Origin of the sequence: Streptomyces atroolivaceus, assembly GCF_000717025.1 — a bacterium.
Taxonomy (GTDB): Bacteria; Actinomycetota; Actinomycetes; order Streptomycetales; family Streptomycetaceae; genus Streptomyces; species Streptomyces atroolivaceus.
This window is the reverse complement of the sequence record NZ_JNXG01000002.1, coordinates 392,710-416,080: the sequence shown is the minus strand read 5'-3', so window position 1 is coordinate 416,080 and position 23,371 is coordinate 392,710. Positions and strand designations below refer to the sequence as shown.

The 23,371-nt window shown below is 70.0% G+C and carries 25 protein-coding genes, 4 tRNA genes and 1 pseudogene; 9 read left to right on the top strand and 21 right to left on the bottom strand.

Annotated features, from left to right (window positions below):
- Positions 1–566: 566 nt before the first annotated feature.
- From rplL to OO67_RS05150, 7 genes are all read right to left on the bottom strand, one after another.
- Positions 567–950 (bottom strand): 50S ribosomal protein L7/L12, encoded by a 384-nt coding sequence (gene rplL, locus OO67_RS05180; protein WP_033297587.1) that lies wholly within the window; start codon positions 948–950, stop codon positions 567–569.
- Between the two features lie 86 nt (positions 951–1,036).
- On the bottom strand, positions 1,037–1,600 hold the full coding sequence (rplJ, locus tag OO67_RS05175) for a 50S ribosomal protein L10 (protein ID WP_033297586.1): 564 nt from the start codon (positions 1,598–1,600) through the stop codon (positions 1,037–1,039).
- 411 nt (positions 1,601–2,011) lie between these two features.
- Positions 2,012–2,734, bottom strand: a complete 723-nt coding sequence (gene rplA / locus OO67_RS05170) for a 50S ribosomal protein L1 (RefSeq protein WP_033297585.1) — start codon at positions 2,732–2,734, stop codon at positions 2,012–2,014.
- Between the two features lie 81 nt (positions 2,735–2,815).
- Positions 2,816–3,250 (bottom strand): 50S ribosomal protein L11, encoded by a 435-nt coding sequence (gene rplK / locus OO67_RS05165; RefSeq protein ID WP_033297584.1) that lies wholly within the window; start codon positions 3,248–3,250, stop codon positions 2,816–2,818.
- A 178-nt stretch (positions 3,251–3,428) separates the two neighbouring features.
- The gene (gene nusG / locus OO67_RS05160; RefSeq protein ID WP_033297583.1) at positions 3,429–4,322 is read right to left on the bottom strand and encodes a transcription termination/antitermination protein NusG; all 894 of its coding nucleotides are present in this window, start codon (positions 4,320–4,322) and stop codon (positions 3,429–3,431) included.
- Positions 4,323–4,396: 74 nt separating this feature from the next.
- The gene (secE, locus tag OO67_RS05155) at positions 4,397–4,684 is read right to left on the bottom strand and encodes a preprotein translocase subunit SecE (RefSeq protein ID WP_033297582.1); all 288 of its coding nucleotides are present in this window, start codon (positions 4,682–4,684) and stop codon (positions 4,397–4,399) included.
- A gap of 106 nt (positions 4,685–4,790) precedes the next feature.
- Positions 4,791–4,863: transfer RNA gene (locus OO67_RS05150), tRNA-Trp, on the bottom strand.
- A 214-nt stretch (positions 4,864–5,077) separates the two neighbouring features.
- On the opposite strand from OO67_RS05150, the gene OO67_RS05145 reads away from it, so the two are divergent.
- Complete coding sequence (locus OO67_RS05145; protein ID WP_033297581.1) at positions 5,078–6,304, top strand: pyridoxal phosphate-dependent aminotransferase; 1,227 nt, start codon at positions 5,078–5,080, stop codon at positions 6,302–6,304.
- Between the two features lie 120 nt (positions 6,305–6,424).
- Positions 6,425–7,438: an adenosine deaminase gene (locus OO67_RS05140; protein WP_033297580.1), complete on the top strand. Its 1,014-nt coding sequence runs from the start codon at positions 6,425–6,427 to the stop codon at positions 7,436–7,438.
- Here OO67_RS05140 and OO67_RS05135 read toward each other — a convergent pair.
- Positions 7,431–8,012, bottom strand: coding sequence for a TetR/AcrR family transcriptional regulator (locus OO67_RS05135; protein ID WP_033297579.1), 582 nt, complete (start codon positions 8,010–8,012; stop codon positions 7,431–7,433). The genes OO67_RS05140 and OO67_RS05135 overlap by 8 nt on opposite strands.
- 88 nt (positions 8,013–8,100) lie before the next feature.
- Here OO67_RS05135 and OO67_RS05130 point away from each other — a divergent pair, with 88 nt between their 5' ends.
- Positions 8,101–8,736 carry an NAD(P)-dependent oxidoreductase gene (locus tag OO67_RS05130; protein WP_033297578.1) on the top strand — a complete coding sequence of 212 codons (636 nt, stop codon included), beginning with the start codon at positions 8,101–8,103 and terminating at the stop codon, positions 8,734–8,736.
- Between the two features lie 42 nt (positions 8,737–8,778).
- Here the strand turns inward: OO67_RS05130 and OO67_RS05125 are convergent, their stop codons facing one another.
- From OO67_RS05125 to OO67_RS05100, 6 genes are all read right to left on the bottom strand, one after another.
- On the bottom strand, positions 8,779–9,834 hold the full coding sequence (locus OO67_RS05125; RefSeq protein ID WP_033297577.1) for a UDP-N-acetylmuramate dehydrogenase: 1,056 nt from the start codon (positions 9,832–9,834) through the stop codon (positions 8,779–8,781).
- Between the two features lie 107 nt (positions 9,835–9,941).
- The gene (locus OO67_RS05120) at positions 9,942–10,370 is read right to left on the bottom strand and encodes a MaoC family dehydratase (protein WP_033297576.1); all 429 of its coding nucleotides are present in this window, start codon (positions 10,368–10,370) and stop codon (positions 9,942–9,944) included.
- Entirely contained in the window at positions 10,370–10,822 is a 453-nt protein-coding gene (locus tag OO67_RS05115) for a MaoC family dehydratase N-terminal domain-containing protein (protein WP_033297575.1), read from the bottom strand. The genes OO67_RS05120 and OO67_RS05115 overlap by 1 nt, the downstream gene beginning before the upstream one ends.
- A gap of 113 nt (positions 10,823–10,935) precedes the next feature.
- A complete protein-coding gene (gene rpmG / locus OO67_RS05110; RefSeq protein ID WP_003956487.1) occupies positions 10,936–11,100 on the bottom strand; it encodes a 50S ribosomal protein L33 in 165 nt (54 codons plus the stop codon).
- A gap of 89 nt (positions 11,101–11,189) precedes the next feature.
- Positions 11,190–11,262: transfer RNA gene (locus OO67_RS05105), tRNA-Met, on the bottom strand.
- 45 nt (positions 11,263–11,307) lie between these two features.
- A tRNA-Thr gene (locus OO67_RS05100) sits at positions 11,308–11,380 on the bottom strand.
- 296 nt (positions 11,381–11,676) lie between these two features.
- On the opposite strand from OO67_RS05100, the gene OO67_RS05095 reads away from it, so the two are divergent.
- The 5 genes and pseudogenes from OO67_RS05095 (at position 11,677) to OO67_RS05075 (ending at position 16,311) form a co-directional block, all read left to right on the top strand.
- A complete protein-coding gene (locus tag OO67_RS05095) occupies positions 11,677–12,891 on the top strand; it encodes an amidohydrolase family protein (RefSeq protein WP_051709131.1) in 1,215 nt (404 codons plus the stop codon).
- Positions 12,892–12,925: 34 nt separating this feature from the next.
- Positions 12,926–13,582 carry an SDR family oxidoreductase gene (locus OO67_RS05090; RefSeq protein ID WP_033297573.1) on the top strand — a complete coding sequence of 219 codons (657 nt, stop codon included), beginning with the start codon at positions 12,926–12,928 and terminating at the stop codon, positions 13,580–13,582.
- A gap of 192 nt (positions 13,583–13,774) precedes the next feature.
- On the top strand, positions 13,775–14,437 hold the full coding sequence (locus OO67_RS05085; RefSeq protein WP_033297572.1) for a DedA family protein: 663 nt from the start codon (positions 13,775–13,777) through the stop codon (positions 14,435–14,437).
- A gap of 93 nt (positions 14,438–14,530) precedes the next feature.
- A pseudogene (locus OO67_RS05080) lies at positions 14,531–14,943 on the top strand (LuxR C-terminal-related transcriptional regulator); the annotation flags it as partial.
- Positions 14,944–15,075: 132 nt separating this feature from the next.
- Entirely contained in the window at positions 15,076–16,311 is a 1,236-nt protein-coding gene (locus OO67_RS05075) for an MFS transporter (RefSeq protein WP_033297571.1), read from the top strand.
- A gap of 722 nt (positions 16,312–17,033) precedes the next feature.
- Here the strand turns inward: OO67_RS05075 and OO67_RS05070 are convergent.
- Positions 17,034–17,115: transfer RNA gene (locus tag OO67_RS05070), tRNA-Tyr, on the bottom strand.
- 164 nt (positions 17,116–17,279) lie between these two features.
- Here OO67_RS05070 and OO67_RS05065 point away from each other — a divergent pair.
- Positions 17,280–17,768 (top strand): YajQ family cyclic di-GMP-binding protein, encoded by a 489-nt coding sequence (locus OO67_RS05065; protein ID WP_033297570.1) that lies wholly within the window; start codon positions 17,280–17,282, stop codon positions 17,766–17,768.
- A 103-nt stretch (positions 17,769–17,871) separates the two neighbouring features.
- On the opposite strand, the gene OO67_RS05060 is transcribed toward OO67_RS05065, so the two are convergent.
- From OO67_RS05060 to OO67_RS05035, 6 genes are all read right to left on the bottom strand, one after another.
- Positions 17,872–18,144, bottom strand: a complete 273-nt coding sequence (locus OO67_RS05060; RefSeq protein WP_033297569.1) for a GlsB/YeaQ/YmgE family stress response membrane protein — start codon at positions 18,142–18,144, stop codon at positions 17,872–17,874.
- An 81-nt stretch (positions 18,145–18,225) separates the two neighbouring features.
- Positions 18,226–18,618: a YccF domain-containing protein gene (locus tag OO67_RS05055; RefSeq protein ID WP_033297568.1), complete on the bottom strand. Its 393-nt coding sequence runs from the start codon at positions 18,616–18,618 to the stop codon at positions 18,226–18,228.
- A complete protein-coding gene (gene htpX / locus OO67_RS05050; RefSeq protein ID WP_033297567.1) occupies positions 18,615–19,478 on the bottom strand; it encodes a zinc metalloprotease HtpX in 864 nt (287 codons plus the stop codon). The genes OO67_RS05055 and htpX overlap by 4 nt, the downstream gene beginning before the upstream one ends.
- A gap of 220 nt (positions 19,479–19,698) precedes the next feature.
- Positions 19,699–20,163, bottom strand: a complete 465-nt coding sequence (gene mscL, locus OO67_RS05045; RefSeq protein WP_033297566.1) for a large conductance mechanosensitive channel protein MscL — start codon at positions 20,161–20,163, stop codon at positions 19,699–19,701.
- A 116-nt stretch (positions 20,164–20,279) separates the two neighbouring features.
- Positions 20,280–21,815 carry an NADH-quinone oxidoreductase subunit N gene (locus tag OO67_RS05040; protein WP_033297565.1) on the bottom strand — a complete coding sequence of 512 codons (1,536 nt, stop codon included), beginning with the start codon at positions 21,813–21,815 and terminating at the stop codon, positions 20,280–20,282.
- Positions 21,812–23,362 (bottom strand): complex I subunit 4 family protein, encoded by a 1,551-nt coding sequence (locus OO67_RS05035; protein WP_033297564.1) that lies wholly within the window; start codon positions 23,360–23,362, stop codon positions 21,812–21,814. Before OO67_RS05035 ends, OO67_RS05040 begins: the two co-directional genes overlap by 4 nt.
- Positions 23,363–23,371 lie beyond the last annotated feature (9 nt).

Below are 23,371 nucleotides of genomic sequence, written 5' to 3'. Positions count from 1 at the left end.
CCGGCCCCAAGCCGCACACGGAGACAGGAATCCCAAGGTCAGGGAATGTCCGGTCATCGATGCTAGGCGTGGGCATGCCCCTGGTGACGGGCAGGAGGCAGCTAACAGGCAGCGCAAAGGGTCAGTGTAGCCAAACGCCACACTGATGTCCAGTCGGGGTTCTCAGAGACCCACGTTGCTCTCAACAGCTGTTCTCAACACCTATGAATAGCCCTCGCGCGGTGTGCGCTCTTCTTTACTGCCCTCTTCGCTCTCGATCCATGCCTCGGAAGCGGATCGAGATGACGACGCGTCCTGAGAATTGCGCGCCGCGTGCGGTTCGTCAAGGCCCTGTGGCCCCGGCGGACGCCCGGCGATCTTCACCTGCGCCCGGAGGACGCCTGTTGACGGCCCTCTGGGCGCCCCGGAGAAACGCACGGCGAAGATCACCCTACTCGTCGCGGGCGGAAGATCAAGGCAGCCTCCGGGGGCACGCCAAAGGGCGACCACCCGGATGGGTGATCGCCCTTCGCGCTGTGACATCCCTGCCTCACGGCAGAGACCGCGGAGTCAGAGGACTCGCAGGGTCACTTGACCTCGACGGAAGCGCCGGCGGTCTTGAGGGACTCGGCAGCCTTCTCGGCGGCCTCCTTGGCGACCTTCTCGAGGACGGGCTTCGGGGCGCCGTCGACGAGGTCCTTGGCCTCCTTCAGACCCAGCGAGGTCAGCTCACGCACGACCTTGATGACCTGGATCTTCTTGTCACCGGCGGCGGTGAGGATGACGTCGAACTCGTCCTGCTCCTCAGCGGCCTCGGCGGCGGCACCGGGGGCACCCGGGGCGGCGACGGCGACCGCGGCGGCGGCGGTGACGTCGAACTTCTCCTCGAACGCCTTAACGAACTCGGAGAGCTCGATGAGGGTGAGCTCCTCGAACTGGGCGAGCAGGTCTTCCTGGCTGAGCTTCGCCATGATGGCGTCCTTCCACTAATTCGGCAGGTGCCGGATGTATATGTAGGCGGGCGTACGGGCCCGCTGCGAGCCGTGGACGCGGAGTGTTACTCCGCCACCTCGGCATCGGCGGGAGCCGGGGTACCGGCACCGCCCTGCTCGGCCTTCTTGGCACGAAGCGCTTCCGCGGTGCGGACGAACTTCGAGGGCAGAGCCTGGAAGAGCTGCGCAGTCTGCGTCTGCTTGCCCTTCATGGCGCCGGCCAGCTTGGCGAGCAGAACCTCGCGGGACTCGAGGTCCGCGAGCTTCTTGAACTCATCGGCGGTCACGGCCTTACCATCAAGGACACCGCCCTTGATGATGAGGCTCGGGTTCTCCTTGGCGAAGTCACGAAGACCCTTCGCCGACTCCACCGGGTCACCGGTGACGAAGGCAACCGCCGTCGGACCCGAGAACAGGTCGTCCAGCGTGTCGATCCCGGCCTCGTTGGCCGCAATCTTGGTCAGCGTGTTCTTCACCACGGCGTACTGGGCGTTCTCACCGAGCGAACGGCGCAGCTGCCTGAGCTGTGCCACGGTGAGACCCCGGTACTCGGTCAGCACGGCGGCGCTCGAGCTACGGAACTGGTCCGTGAGCTCGGCTACCGCGGCAGCCTTGTCGGGCCTTGCCATGAGCGTCGGCCTCCTTCCGGGTGATGAGGACCGCTCAGAAGGGGCCGGGAAAGACGAAACGCCCCGGCGCGGGCGCCAGGGCGTAGCTCTACCGGATGAATCCGGGAGCTTTCCACAGTCACCTGCGCAGGTCGCCCGTTCTCGACGGATCCTTCGGTCGCCGTCCCCTCTGACGAGAGTGCGGCAACGACCAGCGGTCTTTGGCTTCTCGTGGAGCTTACGTGACCGGAGCCGTTCGGAGCAAATCCGTCCCGGTTCGACCGGTCCGGGAGGTTTAAGAGCCTCCCGGACGGCTCAAAGGCAGCTCCGGCCGAACAGCCACGGCAAGGACGCGGACGGGCCCCGCACCCTCCGAAGAGGCTGCGGGGCCCGTCCCATGCCGTGACACGGTCACCGGGTGAGCACGAGGGCTCAGACGGCGGCCGGGTCCTCCTCGACGAGGAGGTTGCGCACGCGGTTGGCGTCCAGCGGGATGCCGGGGCCCATCGTCGTGCTCATGGTCGCCTTCTTGATGAAGCGACCCTTCGCGGCGGACGGCTTCAGACGGAGGATCTCCTCCAGGGCCGCGCCGTAGTTCTCGACCAGCTTCGTGTCATCGAAAGAGGTCTTTCCGATGATGAAGTGGAGGTTCGAGTGCTTGTCGACGCGGAACTCGATCTTTCCGCCCTTGATGTCGTTGACAGCCTTGACGACATCGGGGGTGACGGTGCCGGTCTTCGGGTTCGGCATCAGACCACGCGGACCGAGCACGCGGCCGAGGCGGCCGACCTTGCCCATGAGGTCCGGCGTGGCGACGACGGCGTCGAAGTCCAGACGGCCCTTCGCCACCTCGTCGATGAGCTCGTCGGCGCCGACGATGTCGGCGCCCGCGGCTTCCGCGGCCGCAGCACGGTCACCGGTCGCGAAGACCAGGACCCGGGCGGTCTTGCCGGTGCCGTGCGGGAGGTTCACGGTGCCACGGACCATCTGGTCGGCCTTGCGAGGGTCAACACCCAGGCAGAACGCGACCTCGACGGTGCCGTCGAACTTGGTGGTGGCGGTGTCCTTGGCGATACGGACGGCCTCGAGCGGGGCGTACGTACGCTCCCGGTCGATCTTCGCGTCCGCAGCGCGGAGGTTCTTGCTGCGCTTCACATCTACTCCTGTGGTTTTCAGAGTGTGGAGTCGTGGTGCGGACCAGCGCTTGGTCCTACCACTGAAGGGCTACGGGGCTGACTAGCCTTCGACCGTGATGCCCATGGAACGGGCGGTGCCAGCGATGATCTTCGACGCGGCGTCGAGGTCGTTGGCGTTCAGGTCGGGGAGCTTGGTCGTGGCGATCTCGCGGACCTGGTCGGCCGTGATCTTGGCGACCTTGGTCTTGTGCGGCTCGCCGGAGCCCTTGGCCACACCCGCGGCCTTGAGGATCAGCTTGGCGGCCGGCGGAGTCTTCGTGATGAAGGTGAAGGAGCGGTCCTCGTAGACCGTGATCTCCACCGGCACGACCATGCCACGCTGCGACTCGGTCGCGGCGTTGTAGGCCTTGCAGAACTCCATGATGTTGACGCCGTGCTGGCCCAGTGCGGGACCGACCGGCGGCGCCGGGTTGGCCGCACCGGCGTTGATCTGGAGCTTGATAAGCCCCGTGACCTTCTTCTTCTTGGGAGGCATTGCTCTCTCCGGGTCCTAGTGAGAGTGTTTCGCCGCCGTTCCGGTCATCCGGACGGAGGCATACCGCGCAACGATAACGGGTATAGCTGCGCGACCAAAAACCGAGCAGGTCAGACCGGCTGCGAAGCCCGTCTGACCTGCTCGGTAGGCATGTGTCCAGAAGCTGGCGGAAAACCGGTCAGTTCTTCTGGATCTGGTCGAAGCTGAGCTCGACCGGGGTCTCGCGACCGAAGATCTCGACGAGGCCCTTGACCTTCTTCGAGTCGGCGTTGATCTCGTTGATCGTCGCCTGCAGGGTCGCGAACGGGCCGTCGGTGACGGTGACCGAGTCGCCCACCTCGAAGTCCAGGACCTGTACCTCGACCTTGCGGGCCGGAGCCGGCTTGCCCTCGGCCTCGGCAGCCTCGCGGGCCGCCTTCTCCTCGGCCTCGGGGGCGAGCATCTTGACGATCTCGTCCAGGGTCAGCGGGTACGGGTCGTAGGCGTTGCCCACGAAGCCGGTGACACCGGGCGTGTTGCGGACAACACCCCAGGACTCGTTCGTCAGGTCCATGCGCACCAGGACGTATCCCGGGAGCTTGTTCTGACGGACGTTCTTCCGCTCACCGTTCTTGATCTGGACGATCTCTTCCTCGGGCACCTCGGCCTGGTAGATGAAGTCCTCGACGTTGAGCGAGACGGCGCGCTGCTCCAGGTTGGCCTTCACGCGCTTCTCGTAGCCGGCGTAGGTGTGGATGACGTACCACTCGCCGGGAAGTCCTCGCAGCTCGTCGCGGAGGGCGGCGACGGCGTCGACAGGGGCGGCCGGCTCGGCGGACTCGTCGTCGGCGTCGGACTCGTCCGCGGCCTCTTCGTCCTCGACGGACTCGTCGGACTCTTCGTCCTCGGTGGACTCTTCGTCCTCGACACGCACGGCGTCCTGCTCGGCGGGCTCGCCTACGGCGGCGTCAGCAGCGTCGACCTGGTCCGGGGCCACGGCGTCCGCCGCCTCGACGATGTCGAGCTCGTCCTCGGCGGACTCGACGGCGCTCGCCGTGGGCTCGGCGTCGTCGTTCAGGTTCGGGTCAGACACGATGGCTGCTTCTTCCTGGATACAAATGGGTGGAACATGCGAAAGGGGCGCCGATGAGGCGCCCTCCGCGGGGATCAGCCGAAGACGTACTTGATGACCCGCGCAAATCCGAAGTCAATCACGGTGACGAGACCGATCATGACGACCACGAACACGATCACCACGGCCGTGTAGGTGGACAGCTGGCTGCGCGTGGGCCATACGACCTTGCGGAGCTCGGCGACGATCTGGCGGTAGAAAAGCGCGAGACGGCCCAGAGGGCCCTTCTTGCCGCGCTTGCCGCCCTTCCGGGTCTTCTTGCTCGACTCGGGGGCTTCGTCCTCGGCATCAGGCATGTCGATGGAGCCCACGGCGTCCGTCACGCTACTCACCTGATTCCGGGTCGTGGCCGTGCCGCGCCCGGTGGAGCCGCACGGCGGTGCATTGAAGTACGTACATGCGCACACATCCTGGCGAAGGAGTGTGTAGCAGGGCCGGAGGGACTTGAACCCCCAACCGCTGGTTTTGGAGACCAGTGCTCTACCAATTGAGCTACGACCCTTTGTGGTTTCCACCAACCTACCGCATCCTCCCCGGCGGACCGGTCGGGAAAACGGTGTGACTGATGAAGGCCAACGACAGGTGAGTGTACGTGCTCGACGGCGCCGCGTCGAACAGACAACAACCGACCGGTCCTGTCCGGTTGCTGTCCACGTCCTGTCCGGTCCCTGAAACCCCTGTGCCGCGGGCATTTCCGGTCTGGGAGCATGGGGGGCATGAGCGCTGCAACTTCTCCGTCCGAGCGCCGGGTCTCGGCCCGCATCGGTGCGATCTCCGAGTCCGCCACCCTCGCCGTCGACGCCAAGGCCAAGGCCCTGAAGGCCGCCGGGCGTCCGGTGATCGGCTTCGGCGCCGGCGAGCCCGACTTCCCGACCCCCGGCTACATCGTCGACGCCGCCGTCGAGGCGTGCCGCAACCCGAAGTACCACCGCTACACCCCGGCGGGCGGGCTCCCCGAGCTCAAGGCCGCCATCGCGGAGAAGACGCTGCGCGACTCCGGCTACGAGGTCGACGCCTCCCAGATCCTGGTGACCAACGGCGGCAAGCAGGCCATCTACGAGGCCTTCGCCGCGATCCTCGACCCGGGCGACGAGGTCATCGTCCCCGCCCCGTACTGGACCACCTACCCCGAGTCCATCCGTCTCGCCGGCGGTGTGCCGGTCGAGGTCGTCGCCGACGAGACCACCGGTTACCGCGTCTCCGTCGAGCAGCTCGAGGCGGCCCGCACCGAACGCACCAAGGTCGTCCTCTTCGTCTCCCCGTCCAACCCGACCGGCGCCGTCTACAGCGAGGCCGAGACCGAGGCCGTCGGCAACTGGGCCGTCGAGCACGGCCTGTGGGTCATGACCGACGAGATCTACGAGCACCTGGTCTACGGCGACGCGGCGGCCGCCTCGCTCCCGGCGGTCGTACCCGCGCTCCGCGACAAGTGCATCGTGGTCAACGGCGTGGCCAAGACCTACGCCATGACCGGCTGGCGGGTGGGCTGGATCATCGGCCCCAAGGACGTCGTCAAGGCCGCGACCAACCTCCAGTCGCACGCCACCTCCAACGTCAGCAACATCGCCCAGGTCGCCGCGCTGGCAGCCGTCTCCGGCCCGCTGGACGCGGTCGCTGAGATGCGGAGCGCCTTCGACCGCCGCCGCAAGACGATCGTGCACATGCTCAACGAGATCAACGGCGTGCTCTGCCCCGAGCCCGAGGGCGCGTTCTACGTGTACCCGTCGGTGAAGGGCCTGCTCGGCAAGGAGATCCGCGGCAAGCGCCCGGCGGACTCCGTCGAGCTCGCCGCCCTCATCCTGGACGAGGCCGAGGTCGCCGTGGTGCCGGGCGAGGCGTTCGGCACGCCCGGTTACCTGCGGCTCTCCTACGCGCTGGGTGACGACGACCTCGTCGAGGGCGTCTCCCGGCTCCAGAAGCTGCTGGGCGAGGCCCGCGACTGACGCAGCCCTCTCGGAGAAGTGCGGCCCCCGGCTCCGGCCGGGGGCCGCTTTTTGTTCGAGCCGTAACTCACAACGGGATCCGGCTACCGCAGCACCCCTCGTGTGCGGCAAGATCCTTGGATGGAGCGTGACGTACGGCGGTTGCCCAAGGCCCATCTGCACCTGCACTTCACCGGGTCGATGCGGCCGACGACCCTGCTCGAGCTCGCGGACAAGTACGGGGTCCGCCTGCCCGAGGCCCTGACCGGCGGAGAGCCGCCCGAGCTGCGGGCCACGGACGAGCGAGGCTGGTTCCGCTTCCAGCGCCTCTACGACATCGCCCGGTCCTGCCTGCGCTCGCCGGAGGACATCCAGCGGCTCGTGCACGAGACCGCCATGGAGGACGTCGCGGACGGCTCCGGATGGCTGGAGATCCAGGTCGACCCGACCTCGTACGCCCCGCTGCTCGGCGGGCTCGTCCCGGCGATCGAGATCATCCTGGACGCCGTGGACCGTGCGGCCCGCGACACCGGGCTCGGGATCCGGGTGGTGATCGCGGCGAACCGGATGAAGCACCCGCTGGACGCCCGGACGCTGGCGCGGCTGGCCGTGCGGTACGCGGACCAGGGCGTCATCGGTTTCGGACTCTCCAACGACGAACGCCGCGGGATGGCCCGCGACTTCGACCGCGCGTTCGCGATCGCCCGCGAGGGAGGGCTGCTCGCGGCCCCGCACGGGGGCGAGCTGTCGGGCCCCTCCAGCGTCCGGGACTGCCTGGACGACCTCGACGCGTCCCGGATCGGGCACGGCGTGCGGGCCGCCGAGGATCCGAGACTGCTGCGCAAGCTCGCCGAGCGGGGGGTGACCTGCGAGGTCTGCCCGGCGTCCAACGTGGCTCTCGGCGTCTACGAGAAGCCCGCGGACGTACCCCTGCGCACTCTGTTCGATGCGGGGGTGCCGATGGCGCTCGGCGCGGACGACCCCCTGCTCTTCGGTTCCCGGCTGGCCGCGCAGTACGACCTCGTACGCCGTCATCACGCCTTCACGGACGAGGAACTCGCCGAGCTGGCCCGGCAGTCCGTGCGGGGGTCGGTGGCACCTGTGGAGGTGCGGGAGAAGCTGCTGGGCGGGATCGACGCGTGGCTGGCTAGCTGATGCCGCCCAGCAGGGTGCGCGCCAGGGACGCGGCGAAGTCGTCCACCGACTGCGGGGCCCCGCCCATCTCGTAGGCGAAGGCGCGCTGGGCGCAGGCGCCCAGCAGCAGGGAGGCGGCCGCGTAGGTGTCGGCCCCGGGGTTCACACGGCCTGCCCGCTGCTCGGCGCGGAGATAGGCGTCGAGGCCCTGGATCGGCTTGTGCGGGCCGGTGCCCATCTCGCGCATGGCTGCTTCGTGACGGTGCTTGAGCCGGGGTTCGGCGTACAGCGAGGCGAGCACCGGGAAGGTCTGCTCGTAGAAGAGGGCGGCCTGACGGGCGACCTCGGTGAGGTTCTGCTCCAGTTCCCCCTCCCCCGCCTCCAGATCGCTCAGGAGCGGACCGAGCCTCGGCATGCGTTCGCCGAGCACGGTCACGAAGATCTCTTCCTTGTTCCTGAAGTACTTGTACAGCGCCGCCTCGGAGCAGCCGGCGGCCCTGGCGATCTCCTTCGTCGTCGTCCGCGCGAGACCGATGCCGAGCATGAGCTCATGGGCCGCATCGACGATGCGGACTCGGGCCGGCTTCTGCTCCATGGATGCTCCAACAAGGCTTGACGAAGGGGTGAGCGTCCACTCACCCTATGGGTAAGTGAATACTCACCCACTCAGGGAGGCGTGCGCGATGAGACTCACGGTGTTCGGAGCCACGGGGGGCGTCGGCCAGGAGATCGTCCGGCAGGCACGGGCGGCGGGGCACGAGGTCACGGCGGTGGTCCGCGATCCGGCCCGGCTTCCGGACGGACTCCGGGATACCGCCCCGCACACGGTCGTACCACTGGGTGACGGCGCTGCGGTGCGTGCGGCGGTCGCGGGGCGGGACGCCGTGCTGTCCGGGCTCGGAGCCCGGGGGCGGCGGGCCGGCGGCGTCGCCGAGCGGCTCACCGGCCAGGTGCTGCGGGCGATGGAGGCGGAGGGCGGCGGGCGGCTGCTGGTCGTGAGTGCGGCGCCCGTCGGCCCGGAGCCGGCGGACGATCCCCTGCCGGACCGCGTGGTCCGCCGGTTGATCGGCGCGGTGCTCAAGGAGGTGTACGCCGATCTGGCGCGCATGGAGGCCGCGCTCGCCGCCAGTGCGACGGACTGGACGTCGGTACGGCCGCCGAAGCTGACGAACGGCCCGCTGACGGGGGCGTACCGGACGGTCGTGGGCGGCACCCCGCGCAGCGGCCGGTCACTCGCGCGGGCCGATGTGGCCCACGCGATGCTGGCGCTGATCGATGACCCGTCCGCGGTGAAGCAGGGCGTGGGAGTCGCCTACTGAGCCAGGGGCCCCGGGCCCTGGCCCCAGGGCCCGAGTGTGGGGCTACAGGCTGACGCCGACCGTCACGGGTTCGTTGACGAGTGTGACCCCGAAGGCCTCGTGGACACCGGCGACGACCTCGCGGGCCAGGGCCAGCAGGTCCTCGGTGGTCGCTCCACCCCGGTTGGTGAGGGCGAGCGTGTGCTTGGTGGAGATGCGCGCGGGGCCCGTGCCGTACCCCTTGGTGAACCCGGCCTTGTCGATGAGCCAGGCGGCCGAGGTCTTCACCCTGCCGTCCCCCGCGGGGAAGGCCGGGGGCGTGACGTCCGCGCCGAGTCGTTCTCCGGCGAGGGCGAGGAAGTCGGCGTGCTGCGCCTCGTCGAGGATCGGATTGGTGAAGAAGGATCCGGCCGACCAGGTGTCGTGGTCCTCCGGGTCGAGCACCATCCCCTTGCCCGCCCTCAGCCGGAGGACGGTCTCGCTCGCGGAGGCGAGGGGAACGCGGTCACCCTGTTCGACGCCCATGGACCTGGCCGTCTCGGGGTAGCGGAGGGGCGCGGACCGCCCGCCCGCGTCCTCCAGACCGAACCGTACGCGGAGCACGACGAAGCGGTCGGGTTCGGCCTTGAAGCGGCTGTGGCGGTAGGAGAAGGCACAGGCCTCGTTCGGGAGGGTGACCGTCTCCCGGGTGTGCCGGTCGTAGGCGACGACCTCGGTGATGACGGAGGACACCTCCTGCCCGTAGGCGCCGACGTTCTGGATCGGCGTCGCCCCGGCGGAACCGGGGATCCCCGCGAGGCACTCGATCCCGGCCAGCCCCGCCTCGACCGTACGGGCCACGGCATCGGTCCAGACCTCGCCGGCGGCCAGTTCGAGCGACGTACCGGACAGCTCGAAGCCCTTGGTCGCGATGCGCAGGGCCGTCCCGTCGAAGCCCTTGTCGCCGATGACCAGGTTGGAGCCGCCGCCGATGACCAGGAGGGGCGTACCGCTGTCGTCGGCCTCACGCACGGCGGCGACCACCTCCGCGTCGGTGGTGGCCGTGAGGAGGCGGGCGGCCGGGCCGCCGAGCCGGAAGGTGGTCAGGGGGGCGAGGGGGGCGTCGTGGAGTTCCTGCACGGGACAAGAGTACGGTCCGTGGCCCCGCCGCCCGTGCTGGGCCACGGAGCGCGCGAAGGGCGCCCTCCCCGGGAGGGCGCCCTTCGGCGGACAGCGGTGGTCGTGGGTCAGGCGAGGCGGACGACCGCGCGGGACATGCCCAGCACCTTCTTGCCGTCGCTCATGGCCGTGAGGTCGACCCGCACGAGGTTGTCGTCCAGCTTGGCGGCCACCTTGCCGCTGACCTCGATCAGCGCCCCGGTCCCGTCGTTCGGCACGACGACCGGCTTGGTGAACCGCACCCCGTACTCGACGACCGCGCCCGGGTCACCGACCCAGTCCGTGACCACCCGGATCGCCTCGGCCATGGTGAACATGCCGTGCGCGATCACGTCCGGCAGACCGACCTCGCGCGCGAACTTCTCGTTCCAGTGGATCGGGTTGAAGTCACCGGAGGCGCCCGCGTACTGCACCAGCGTCGCCCGAGTCACCGGGAACGACCGCGCCGGCAGTTCCGTACCGACCTCGACAGCTCCGTAAGCGATGCTCGCCGTCATCACGCCTCCTCGGCGGCACGCGCCACCAGCTTCGTCCACGCCGTCACGACGTGCTCACCGGACTCGTCGTGCACCTCGCCGCGGATGTCCACGATGTCGTTGCCGGCCATCGACTTGATGGCCTCGATGGTCGAGGTGACCGTCAGCCGGTCACCCGCCCGCACGGGGCGCGTGTAGGCGAACTTCTGGTCGCCGTGCACCACGCGGCTGTAGTCCAGGCCCAGCTGCGGGTCCTGGATCACCTGGCCCGCCGCCCTGAAGGTGATCGAGAAGACGAACGTCGGCGGCGCGATCACATCCGGGTGCCCCAGAGCCTTGGCGGCTTCCGGGTCGACGTACGCGGCGCCGGTGTCACCCACCGCCTCCGCGAACTCCCGGATCTTCTCCCGGCCTACCTCGTACGCCGGGGTGGGCGGATAGGTCCGCCCCACGAAGGACTGGTCGAGCGCCATGAGCCCGGTACCTCCTGATGAAAAGTCGAATCGGGTGAGATACCACCCGAGCCACCGGATAAAACGACACGAGGCCGCCCCCAATGGGGACGGCCTCGTGTACGAGCCTGTTTTCAGCGCGTTTCGCGGTGCGCGGTGTGCGAGTTGCAGCGCGGGCAGTGCTTCTTCATCTCAAGACGGTCCGGGTTGTTACGCCGGTTCTTCTTGGTGATGTAGTTCCGCTCCTTGCACTCCACGCAGGCCAGCGTGATCTTCGGGCGGACGTCGGTGGCAGCCACGTGAGTGCTCCTTGGACGGACGGATGGACGGATGAACGCAAAAAAGAGTAGCCGATCGAAGGACCGACCCCACAATCGGCTACCGTTAGTAGCGGTGACCGGACTTGAACCGGTGACACAGCGATTATGAGCCGCTTGCTCTACCGACTGAGCTACACCGCTTTGATGCCGGGCTTCCCCGCCGAAGCGGGGTTACCCGATCACCAGAGCCCCAATGCGGAATCGAACCGCAGACCTTCTCCTTACCATGGAGACGCTCTACCGACTGAGCTATTGGGGCGAGCGAGGAAGACATTACACGGTCTGTCGCCGATCGCCCAAATCCGTTTCCCCCGGTCCACGCGGGCCTCCTCCCGCGCCCCCGCCGACCCCGGCGCCGCCCCCCTGATCAGGCCCTTGATCAGCCCGTACGCCGCTCCCGCGGACCCCCTCCCGGACCCCCGTGGCCGCGGTCTCCCCGCCCGCCCCACAGAGCCACATTCGTACGACTAATCCACCCCTCCTGTGAGCGGGCCGGGCCCGCGCCTAGGCTCGGCGCACTCTGCGTGATCGTGTATTCCCTCCAGGAGCGGCGCGATGCCCGTTGGTCCCGTCGGCACGTCCTCGCTCCTGCTCGGCGGGGCACGGCTCACCGACGGACGCGCCGTCGACGTACTCCTCAAAGGCCCGCGCATCGAGGCGGTCGGGACGGCGGGCAGCCTCACCACCCGTGGGATCCGCCTGGACCTGCGCGGCTACCTCCTGCTGCCCGCCCCGGCCGAGCCCCACGCCCACGCCGACACGGCACTCACCGGCACGGCGCAGGGCCCGCCGTCCCACCGGCCCGAGGACGTCCGGCGTCGTGCCACCGAGGCCGCGCTGCTCCAGCTCAGCCACGGGGCCACCGCGCTGCGGGCCCACGTGCCGGTCGGCGACCTACAGGGCCTCGGCCCCCTGGAGGGCGTCCTGGCGGCCCGGCGCTCACTGCGGGGTCTCGCCGATCTGACGGTCGTCGCCGTGCCCCGGCTCCTCACCGGCGTCGCGGGCGCCGGCAACCTCGCCGTACTCCGTGACGCCCTGGACATGGGTGCGGGGGTGATCGGCGGCTGCCCCGGCCTCGACCCCGATCCGGCCGGCTACGCCGAAGCAGTCCTGGATCTGGCCGCCTCCCACGACCGGCCCGTCGACCTCCACACGGACGGTGACGACCCGGCCCGCCTCGCCCGGCTGGCCGCCATGGCCCGCGGGCTCCGCCCGGGCGTCTGTCTCAGCCCCTGTGCGGGCCTCTCGCGGCTTCCCGCCGACGAAGCGGCCCGCACCGCCGACAGGCTCGCCGCCGCCGCCGTGACCGTGGTCTGCCTCCCCCAGGGCGGCTGCTCCGGCGCCGGACACCGCGGAACCCCGCCCGTACGGCTGCTCCGCGCAGCCGGCGTCCGGGTGGCGGCGGGCAGCGGAGCCCTTCGGGACCACTTCAACCCGGTCGGACGCGGCGACCCCCTGGAGGCGGCGTACCTGCTGGCCGCGCAGGAGGGCCTCGCCCCCGAGGACGCCTACGACGCCGCCTCGGGCACGGCCAGAGCCGCCCTGGGCCTGCCGGAGGTGCGCGTAGAGGCCGGATTCCCCGCCGAGCTGCTCGCCGTGCGCGGGGACACGCTGGCCGGGGCCCTCTCCCTCGCGTACAGCAGGATCGTGGTGCACCGCGGCCGTGTGGTGGCGCGGACGAGCGCCGTGCGCGAGTACCGCCACTCCGGGCCCTCCCTCGGTCTCCCCCGCCAGGGAGGCGCCGATTCCGGCGCCGACGGCGGGCCTTGAGCACGAGCGGGCCCCGCGGCGTACGGTCGGGAGCATGCGCATTGTCATTGCAGGTGGACATGGTCAGATCGCGCTGCGGCTCGAGCGGCTGCTCGCCGCGCGCGGTGACGAAGCGGTGGGCGTCATCCGCAACCCGCGGCAGGGTGACGACCTGAGGGCGGCCGGTGCCGAGCCCGTCGTCCTCGACCTCGAATCGGCCTCCGCCGAGGAGGTGGCGGAGGTCCTGCGAGGGGCGGACGCGGCGGTCTTCGCCGCCGGCGCCGGCCCGAACAGCGGCTCGGAACGCAAGGACACGGTGGACCGCGGAGCCGCCGTGCTGTTCGCGGACGCGGCGGAACAGGCGGGCGTACGGCGCTACGTCGTGGTCTCCTCCATGGGGGCCGACCCCGGGCACCCGGGCGACGAGGTCTTCGACGTCTACCAGCGGGCCAAGGGCGAGGCGGACGCGTACGTACGCACCAGGAGCGGCCTGGACTGGACGATCCTGCGCCCCGGCATGCTCACGAACGACGCCGGGACCGGTCAGGTCCTGCTCGCCGCCTCGACGGGCCGTGGCCCGATCCCCCGTGACGACGTGGCCGCGGTCCTGCTGGAACTGCTGGACACCCCGGCGACGGCGGGCCTGACCCTCGAGCTGATCAGTGGGTCCAAGCCGGTGGCGGTCGCGGTGAAGGACATCGCGGGGAACTGAGGGGGTACCCGGTGGGGGCCCCGGGGGCGCGGTCTTTTTCCGCAGGTACGGTTTTCCGCAGGCCGGACCCTGCGGAAAGCCGCACCGGACCGGACGGCCGTCCGCATACCGCCGTTGAGCTGCGGTTTCTAACGTGGAGGGTGATCGGGGTACACGCCCCGGGGTGACGACCCGCCGACTTTGGAGACTCATATGCATCTCACGCACTCGGCTATGCAGCAGGAGCCCGCGGGCGGCATCGCCGGCTGGGCCGCCGGGCTCGTGGAGGCCATGGGCGGCCCCGGAGCCGGCCTGGCCATCGCCCTGGAGAACCTCTTCCCGCCGCTGCCGAGCGAAGTGATCCTGCCGCTGACCGGGTTCGCCGCCGGACAGGGAGTCCTCAGCCTGGCGTCCGCCCTGTTCTGGACGACGCTCGGCTCGGTCGTGGGGGCCCTGGCCCTCTACTGGATCGGCGCGGGCGTGGGACGTGAACGCATGCACGCCATCTGGGCGAAGCTGCCACTGGTGAAGGCCTCGGATCTGGTGCGCACGGAGGAGTGGTTCGCGAAGCACGGCACCAAGGCGGTCTTCTTCGGCCGCATGGTGCCGATCTTCCGCAGCCTCATATCGGTCCCCGCCGGTGTGGAGCGCATGCCCCTGCACGTCTTCATCATCCTGACCACGCTCGGCAGCCTGATCTGGAACTCGGTGCTGGTGATGGCCGGTTACTGGCTGGGGGACCAGTGGGAGGCAGTGGGGACCTACGTCGGGGTCGCCTCCAAGGTGGTGCTGGCCCTGGTGGTCGTGGCCGTCGTGACGTACGTGGTCCTGCGGCTGCGCGGCTCCGACCGGGCCCAGCACCGCCGCAGTTCATGACCTGCCCCGGACACGCCCGGACGCCGGCACCGACCGCCGGCCGGCCTGGTGGATCCGCCGCGGCCACGGGCCGCAGCGGTGTTGGCCCCCGCCGGCGTCCTGATTCTGTCCCAGCACATCGAACGCCACTACGCCGCACAGCTGTTGGCCACCGGCGCGGAGGGGGTGGGGTATCTCCTCGAAGACCGGGTCGCCCAGGTCGAGGAGTTCCTCGACGCACTGGAGCGCATCCGGAAGGGTGACGCCGCACTGGACCCCGAGGTGGTCCGGCAGCTGGTCGTCCGCTCCACACACGGAGATCCGCTGGCCCGCCTCACGCCCCGCGAACGCAGTGTCCTCGCAACCCTGGCCCAGGGGCTCACCAACACGGCGATCGCGAAGCGCCTGCACATCTCGGTGAGTGCCGTGGAGAAGAACCTCAACGCGATCTTCGACAAGCTGGAGCTGTCGCACACCGACGGGTACAGCCGCCGATCCTGGCGGTCCTGAGGTACCTGGAGTCGTAGCCGCGCCACGTGACCGTCCGCTTTCCGCGCGCCCGGCCACCGGAGCCCGGACGACGAGCGACGGCGGGGCGTCCGGGCCGCCGCGCGAGGCGTTCCGGCCCGCGGGAGCATCTGCGGGATAGCGTCGGGCGCATGGACGGTGGCCTTGATCGCCGAGGTTGGCTCCCCTGTTACCTCAGCGGAGCGGTGTTCGCCGTGTGCATGGCGGGAACGACCCTGCCGACGCCTCTCTACAGCCTCTACCAGGGCGAACTCGGCTTCTCCGAGATGACGGTGACCGTCGTGTACGCGGTGTACGCCTTCGGCGTCATCGGAGTGCTGCTGCTGGCGGGAAACGCCTCCGACGCGGTGGGCCGCCGCCCCGTGCTGTGGTGGGGCCTGGGCTGCGCCGCGGCGAGCGCCGTCTGCTTCCTGTGCGCCACCGCTCTGGGCTGGCTCTACGCGGGCCGGCTGCTCTCGGGCCTGTCGGCCGGGCTGTTCACCGGGGCGGCCACCGCGTACGTCATGGAGCTGGCACCCGGCAGGGGCTCGTCCAGGGCCTCGTTCGTGGCGACGGCGGCCAACATGGGCGGCCTGGGCTGCGGGCCGCTGCTCGCCGGATTCCTCGCGCAGTACGCCTCCTGGCCGCTGTACCTGCCGTTCGTCGTGCACCTGGTGCTGCTGGCGGTCTCGGCGGTCGTCCTGTCCGGCCTGAAGGAGACCGTGGGCGAGCGGCGCCCCCTGGCCACCGTCCGCCCGCAGCGGCCCGGGCTGCCGCCCGAGGTCCGGGCGGTGTTCCGGCCGGCGGCGCTCGCCTCCTTCGTGGGGTTCGCGCTGTTCGGGGTGTTCACCTCGGTCAGTCCGGCGTTCCTGTCCCAGTTCCTCGGCGTGGACAACCACGCCGTGAGCGGGCTGGTCGTCGCGCTGGCCTTCTTCGCCTCGATCGCCGGGCAGTCGGCGGTGGGCAGGATCGGTGAGCGGCGGTCACTGCCACTGGGCTGCGCCGGGCTCCTCGGCGGGCTGACGCTGCTCGCGGCCGCACTGTGGTGGCAGCTGCTGCCCCTGGTCGTGCTGAGCGCGCTCCTCGGCGGGGCAGGCCAGGGCCTGGCCTTCCGGGCCGCCCTGTCCCAGGTGGCCGCGGCGTCACCCGTGGACCGGCGGGCCGCGGTGATCTCCACGCTGTTCGTGGTGGCGTACGCGGGCATCTCGCTGCCGGTGATCGGGGTGGGTGTCCTCTCGGTCCACATCGGCCTCCAGGACGCGGGGCTGGTCTTCATCGCGTGCATGGCCGTCCTGGTCACCTGCGCCGGCCTCTACCTGCTGCGGCCACCGGCAGGGCGCACGCCGACCCCTGACCAGGCGAACGGACCACGGCCGCGACTGCCGTGAGTGCCCGTGAGCTGCCGTGAGTGTCCGTGAGCTGTGTGCGTCGGGGAGCTCCCGTGCGTGTCCGTGCGCCGTGTGTGTCGGTGAGCTCCCGGGGGCTGCCGCCGGGACCGCGCGTCCCGACCGCCGTACGGCCGATCCCCGCGGCCGATCCCGTGCGTCCACCGGGCGAGCCGAGCCCGGCGCCTCGCCGGTAACGCCGCCCGGCGCCCCCGCACGTGGGATCCCCCTCACCCGCGAAGGCACGCAGGCACTGGATGCCGAACTGCGCGCCCTGCGTGCACTCGTACTCCGCCTGGAGAGCCCCCACCCGGCACCCGGTCCCCCCGGCACGTGAACGTCGCGGCGGGGTGGACTCGGCCCAAAGCCGGCCGGCCCCCGCCGCGCAACCGGGCGGCGCGCCCCGCCGCGGAGCGCAGCGCGGCGGTCTGCGGAACCTCAGGTGGTGGCACAGCGCGCCTGCCCCAGGGTGGCCGTTGTCTTCCACGTCTGTGCCACGTGCCTGGACGGCGCCCGCGGCGACGGCCATGCCCGGATCGAGGCGACCCCGCGGGGCAGGCGGTAGGCCCGAACTCTGCCCCACGCCGACCCCACACAAGCTGGTCAGCACGCGAGACCAGCGAGACAGAGTGGTGCTTGCGGCGCGTATGGGGCTCATCAGCGCCGGCCCATGAAAGAGGGCCCGTGAGCAGCATTTCTGCTGCTCACGGGCCCTCTCGTTCGTGTGGCGGCGCCAGGGTTCGAACCTGGGTAGGCTGAGCCGGCAGATTTACAGTCTGCTCCCTTTGGCCACTCGGGCACACCGCCTCGAACGACGCGTCGGATCCCGGTTGGGGGCTCCTTGGCGACGACGTAAACGATACCCGATGACCAGGGGTGCTCCGCCACCTGGTTGATCAGCACCGGGCGCGGGCGGGGGTGGCTAGGCTTTGTGCCGTACCCAACGCATACGACGCAAGGAGCCACACGTCATGGCCGACTCCAGTTTCGACATCGTCTCGAAGGTCGAGCGGCAGGAGGTCGACAACGCCCTCAACCAGGCCGCCAAAGAGATTTCCCAGCGCTTCGACTTCAAGGGGACGGGCGCGTCGATCTCCTGGTCCGGCGAGAAGATCCTCATGGAGGCGAACGGCGAGGAGCGGGTCAAGGCGATCCTCGACATCTTCCAGTCCAAGCTGGTCAAGCGCGGGATCTCCCTGAAGTCGCTGGACGCGGGCGAGCCGCAGCTCTCCGGCAAGGAGTACAAGATCTTCGCCACGATCGAGGAGGGCATCTCCCAGGAGAACGCCAAGAAGGTGGCGAAGATCATCCGCGATGAGGGGCCGAAGGGCGTCAAGGCGCAGGTCCAGGGTGACGAACTGCGGGTCACCTCCAAGAGCCGGGACGACCTGCAGGCGGTGCAGGCGCTGATCAAGGGCAAGGACCTGGACTTCGCAGTGCAGTTCGCCAACTACCGGTAGACGGTTCGCTGCCGTGCGCAGCGGGTCGCGGGCGGGGCGGGGTGTGCCGGTCGGCACTGCCTGCCCCGTTCCCGTGTCCGGAGGGGCTGTGCGGACGCGCGGGTCAGCGGCGGTCGCGGGAGTTGCCGAACAGCAACCGGTAGGCGATCAGCAGGACGAGGGATCCGGCGACGGCCGCCACCCAGGTGGCAGTGTCGTAGAAGTCCGTGCTGATGGGGCGGTCGAGGAAGCGGGACGACAGCCAGCCGCCGAGGAAGGCGCCCACGATGCCGATGAGAGTAGTCCCGATGATGCCTCCGGGGTCGCGGCCCGGCAGGAGCAGCTTGGCTATGGCGCCGGCCAGCAGCCCGAGGATGATCCAACTGATGATGCTCATGTTCGCGTACCTACCCGTCACTCGTTTCTGCAAGCCAGGACGCATGCGGGGGCGGGTACGGTTGCCGGCCGGGCTGCCCGGCTAGCGCGTTGCGAACGGCTGGTCCGTGCGGACGATCTCCTTGCCGAAGGGCATGAGCGAGACCGGGATGAGCTTGAAGTTCGCGATGCCCAGCGGAATGCCGATGATCGTGACGCACAGGGCGATGCCGGTGAAGATGTGGCCGAGCGCAAGCCACCAGCCCGCCAGGATCACCCAGAGGACGTTGCCGATGAGGGAGGGGCCTCCGGCGTCGTGGCGGTCGACCACGGAGTAGCCGAAGGGCCAGAGCGCGTAGACGCCGATACGGAAGGCGGCCACGCCGAAGGGGATGCCGATGATCGTGATGCAGAGCAGGAGCCCCGCGGCGATGTAGCCGAGGAACATCCAGAGTCCGCACAGGACCAGCCATATGACGTTCAGGATTGTCTTCACGGTCGGTACCCTGCCATCTGCTCGAGTCGGGAGATGCGTTCAGCCATGGGCGGGTGGGTGGAGAACATCTTGGACATGCCCTGGCCGGGACGGAACGGGTTCGCGATCATCATGTGACTCGCGGTCTCGATCCGTGGTTCGGGCGGGAGCGGAAGCTGTTTGGTCCCGGCGTCGAGCTTGCGCAGGGCGGACGCCAGGGCGAGCGGGTCGCCGGTGAGCTGAGCCCCGGACGCGTCGGCCTGGTACTCGCGGGAGCGGCTCACGGCGAGCTGGATCACGGAGGCGGCGAGCGGGCCGAGGATCATGATCAGGAGCATGCCGAGGAGGCCCGGGCCGTCGTCGTCGTCGGACCGGCCGACGGGGATGAGCCACGCGAAGTTGACCAGGAACATGACGACCGAGGCGAGGGCGCCCGCGACGGACGAGATGAGGATGTCGCGGTTGTAGACGTGGCTCAGCTCGTGGCCGAGGACGCCGCGCAGCTCGCGCTCGTCGAGCAGTTGGAGGATCCCTTCGGTGCAGCACACGGCGGCGTTGCGCGGATTGCGGCCGGTGGCGAAGGCGTTGGGTGCCTGGGTCGGGGAGATGAAGAGCCGGGGCATGGGCTGGCGAGCCGCCGTCGAGAGTTCCCGGACGGTGCGGTAGAGCTGCGGCGCCTCGAATTCGCTGACCGGGCGCGCCCTCATGGCGCGCAGGGCGAGCTTGTCGCTGTTCCAGTAAGCGTAGGCGTTGGTGGCGAGCGCGACGAGAAGGGCCACGATCAGGCCGGTCCGTCCGAAGAAGCTGCCTATGACGATGATGAGGGCCGAGAGGCCCCCGAGCAGTACAGCGGTTTTCAGCCCGTTGTGCCGGCGGTGCACGGTACGCCCTCCAAGTGGTGCAGCAGGGGAACCCTTGCTCGGTGGTGCTCCACTCCCCAGTGGAGCCTCCCGTACTGGTCAACGCGAGGCGAAGGAAGCTAGTTCCCTTGTGCGAGGTGGCCGGGGGCACAGGCAGAAGGGGCGGATCCGGGTGGATCCGCCCCTGGGCCGTACGGGTGGGTGGGCCTGCGTGGGCCTGTGAGGGCCTGCGGCAGCCGGGTCAGCGCTGGACGGGGAGCCCTGCGAGCGCGCGTGCTTCGGCGTCCGGCTCGACGTCGCTGGTGCAGTGGGCGCAGCGGGAGGCGACGGAGGGGATCTCGGCGAAGCAGCGGGGGCAGTCGCGGAGGGCTGCCTTGATGCCGGCCTTCTCCTCCTCCTCCTTGGTCGTGAAGCGGTTCTGGACCTTGGCCATGGGGAGGACGACCAGGAAGTAGAGGACCGCGGCGGTGATGAGGAAGGCGATGGCGGCGCTGACGAAGAGGCCGTAGGGGAACGTCACTCCGTCGACGCTGTAGGACGCCTTGCTGAAGTCTCCGGTGCCGCGGGTGACGAGGCCGATCAGCGGCACGATGAACGCGTTGCTGAAGCCGGTGACCACGGCGGTGAAGGCGGCCCCGACGGCGAGGCCGATGGCCATCGAGACGACGTTCCCGCGGAGGATGAAGTCCTTGAACCCGTTCAGCACCGCTCTGGCTCCTCTGCGCTCTGCTTGCGTGCTTGTCTCGCGCGCTCATGTACGTGACGCGTGCACGCATGACCATGCCCTGTGCGCGGCTCCGCGGGCAAACCGGCCGGAGGCGGTCAGAAGAGGCTGACGGCGGCGAAGCGGAGGACGAGCTGAGGGGCGCCGGACAGCGCGATCCCTGCGACGGCGGTGAGGGCGATCGCCAGCGTGAGCGGGGCCGGGACCCGGTGTTCGCGCGCGGAGGGCTCCTCCTCGGCGGTGGTACCGGGCACAGGGGCCGTGAAGAGTGCGGCGGTCCACCGGAGGTAGTAGTACAGCGCGATCACCACGTTGACGGCCATGACGACGGCGAGCCAGCCGAGCCCGGCGTCGACGGCCGAGGAGAACACCGTGACCTTGGCGAAGAGACCGATGATGCCGGGCGGCAGGCCCGCCAGACAGAGCAGGAAGAAGCCCATGGCGAGCGCGGCCAGGGGCCGGGTGGCGTACAGGCCGCGGTAGTCGCTGAGCCGGTTGCCCGGGCGGCTGCGGGCGACGAGGGCGGCCACCGCGAAGGCCCCCAGGTTCACCACCGCGTACATGAGCGCGTAGGCCACGGTCGAGCCGATCTGGACGTCACTGGAGTACGCGGCGGCGGCGATCGGGACGAGGAGGTAGCCGGCCTGGCCCACTGACGACCATGCGAGGAGCCGTACGGCGCTTCGGGCGCGGGTCGCGGTCTGCCGGAGTGCGGCGAGGTTGCCGACGGTCATGGTGAGCGCGGCGAGGACGGCCAGGGCCGGTCCCCAGACGTCGGCGTACGACGGGAAACCGATCACCGTGACGAGGATGAGACCGGAGAAGCCGACCGCCTTGCCGACGACCGAGAGGTAGGCGGCGATGGGGAGCGGTGCTCCCACGTAGGTGTCGGGGACCCAGAAGTGGAACGGCGCGGCGGCCGTCTTGAAGGCGAAGCCCACGAGGGTGAGGGCGACACCCGCCCCGGCGAGGGTGGAGAACCCGGCCGGTACCTCGTCGAGGCGGGCGGCGATCTCGGTGAGGTGCATGGTGCCGGTGGTCGCGTAGACGAAGCTGACGCCCATGAGCATGACGGCGGTGGCGACGACGGAGGAGAGGAAGAACTTCAGCGCAGCTTCGGAGGACCGGCGGTCGCCGCGCTTGATGCCGACGAGGGCGAACGCGGGGAGCGAGGCGACTTCCAGGGCGACGACGAGCGTGGCGAGGTCCCGGGCCGCGGGCAGCAGTGCGGCACCTGCGGCGGAGGCCAGGAGGAGGAACCAGAATTCGCCCGCGGGGAGCCTGCGGGTGTCGCCGACCGAGAGCAGCGCGGTGAGCAGGGCCCCGCCGAGCACGAGGGCCTGGATGACGAGCGCGAAGTGGTCGGCGGTGTAGCTGCAGGCCTGGGTCGCGCCGGTGAGGCAGAAGGTGGAGCGGTCCCCGGCGCGCAGCGGGACGATCATGGCGAGGGCGGCGACGAGCCCGGCGACGGCCCCGTAGCCGAGGAGCGGCTTGTGCCGTTCGCCGACGAAGAGATCCGCGACGAGGACGAGCAGGGCCACGGACGCCGCGATGACGGGGGGCGCGATCGCGAGCCAGTCGACGGACTGGACGAGGCTTGCGGCCCCGGTTGCGCTGTCGGCTGCCACGGTCACGACTTGCCTCCTGCGAGGAGCTTCTGCACGGCCGGGTCGGTGAGGCCGAGGAGGACGGCGGGCCAGAGTCCGGCGAGGACGGTCAGGGCGGCGAGCGGGGTCCAGGCGGCGAACTCGTGGTGCTGGATGTCGGCGACCGGCTGCGGCTGATCACGGTGCTCGCCCATGCAGACGCGGCGTACGACGATGAGCATGTACGCGGCCGTGAGCAGGGTGCCGAGGGCGCCGATGGCCATGAAGGTGAGGAAGGCGGGGCGGCTGAGCCCTTCGGCGGGGTCGAACGCGCCGAACAGCGTGAGCATCTCGCCCCAGAACCCGGCGAGGCCGGGGAGCCCGAGTGAGGCCACGGCGGCGAACGCGAGGAGGCCGCCGAGCCGGGGGGCGCGGCCGTACAGAGCGGCACCGGTGGCGCCGGAGAGGGTGTCGAGGTCCGCCGTGCCGTAGCGGTCCTTGATGGCTCCGACCAGGAAGAACAGCAGGCCTGTGATGAGGCCGTGGGCGATGTTCGCGAAGAGCGCGCCGTTCACCCCGGTGGGGGTCATCGTCGCGATGCCGAGGAGCACGAAGCCCATGTGGCCCACGGAGGAGTAGGCGATCAGGCGCTTCAGGTCGCCCTTGGCGCCGGGGCGGGCGAGGGCGAGGCAGGCGAGGGATCCGTAGATGATCCCGACCACGGCGAAGGCGGCCAGATACGGCGCGAAGGTCTGCATCCCGTCGGGGGTGACGGGGAGCAGGATGCGGACGAATCCGTACGTACCCATCTTCAGGAGTACGCCGGCGAGGAGGACGGAGCCGACGGTCGGGGCCGCGGTGTGGGCGTCGGGCAGCCAGCTGTGCAGGGGCCACATCGGGGTCTTCACGGCCAGGCCGACACCGACCGCCAATACGGCGATGACCTGCACGGATGTGGTGAGACCGCGGCCGTTGTCAGTAGCGAGTGCCACCATGTCGAAGGTGCCGCTCTTCAGACCGATGAGGAGCAGCCCCAGCAGCATGATCACGGAGCCGAGCAGCGTGTAGAGGATGAACTTCCAGGCGGCGGGCTGCTTCCGGTCGCCGCCCCAGCGGGCGATGAGGAAGTACATCGGGATGAGGACCATCTCGAAGGCCAGGAAGAACAGCAGCAGGTCGAGGACGGCGAAGGTCGCGAGGGTGCCGGACTCGAGGACGAGGACGAGAGCTACCAAGGCCTTCGGGGACGGGCCCGCGGGGGGCTTGAAGTAGCTGTGGAGCGCGCAGAGGAAGGTCAGCAGCGCGGTGAGCACGAGGAGGGGGAGCGAGATGCCGTCGGTGCCGAGGTGGATCCGGACGTCGAGCGCCGGGATCCAGCTGATGTCCGTCGTGGCCTGCATCTTCGACGGGTGGTCGTGGTCGAAGCCGGCGGCCAGGACGAGGGCGGCGAGGAGCACGGCACCGGTGACGGTCACGCCGTGGCGGAGCACGGCCTGGCCGGGGTTCCTGCCCTTGAGCCCGGGCGGGGCGGGCAGCAGCGCGGCGACCGCTCCCAGGAGCGGGGCGACGACGATGAACGCCAGAAGGAACTGCATCACGGATGC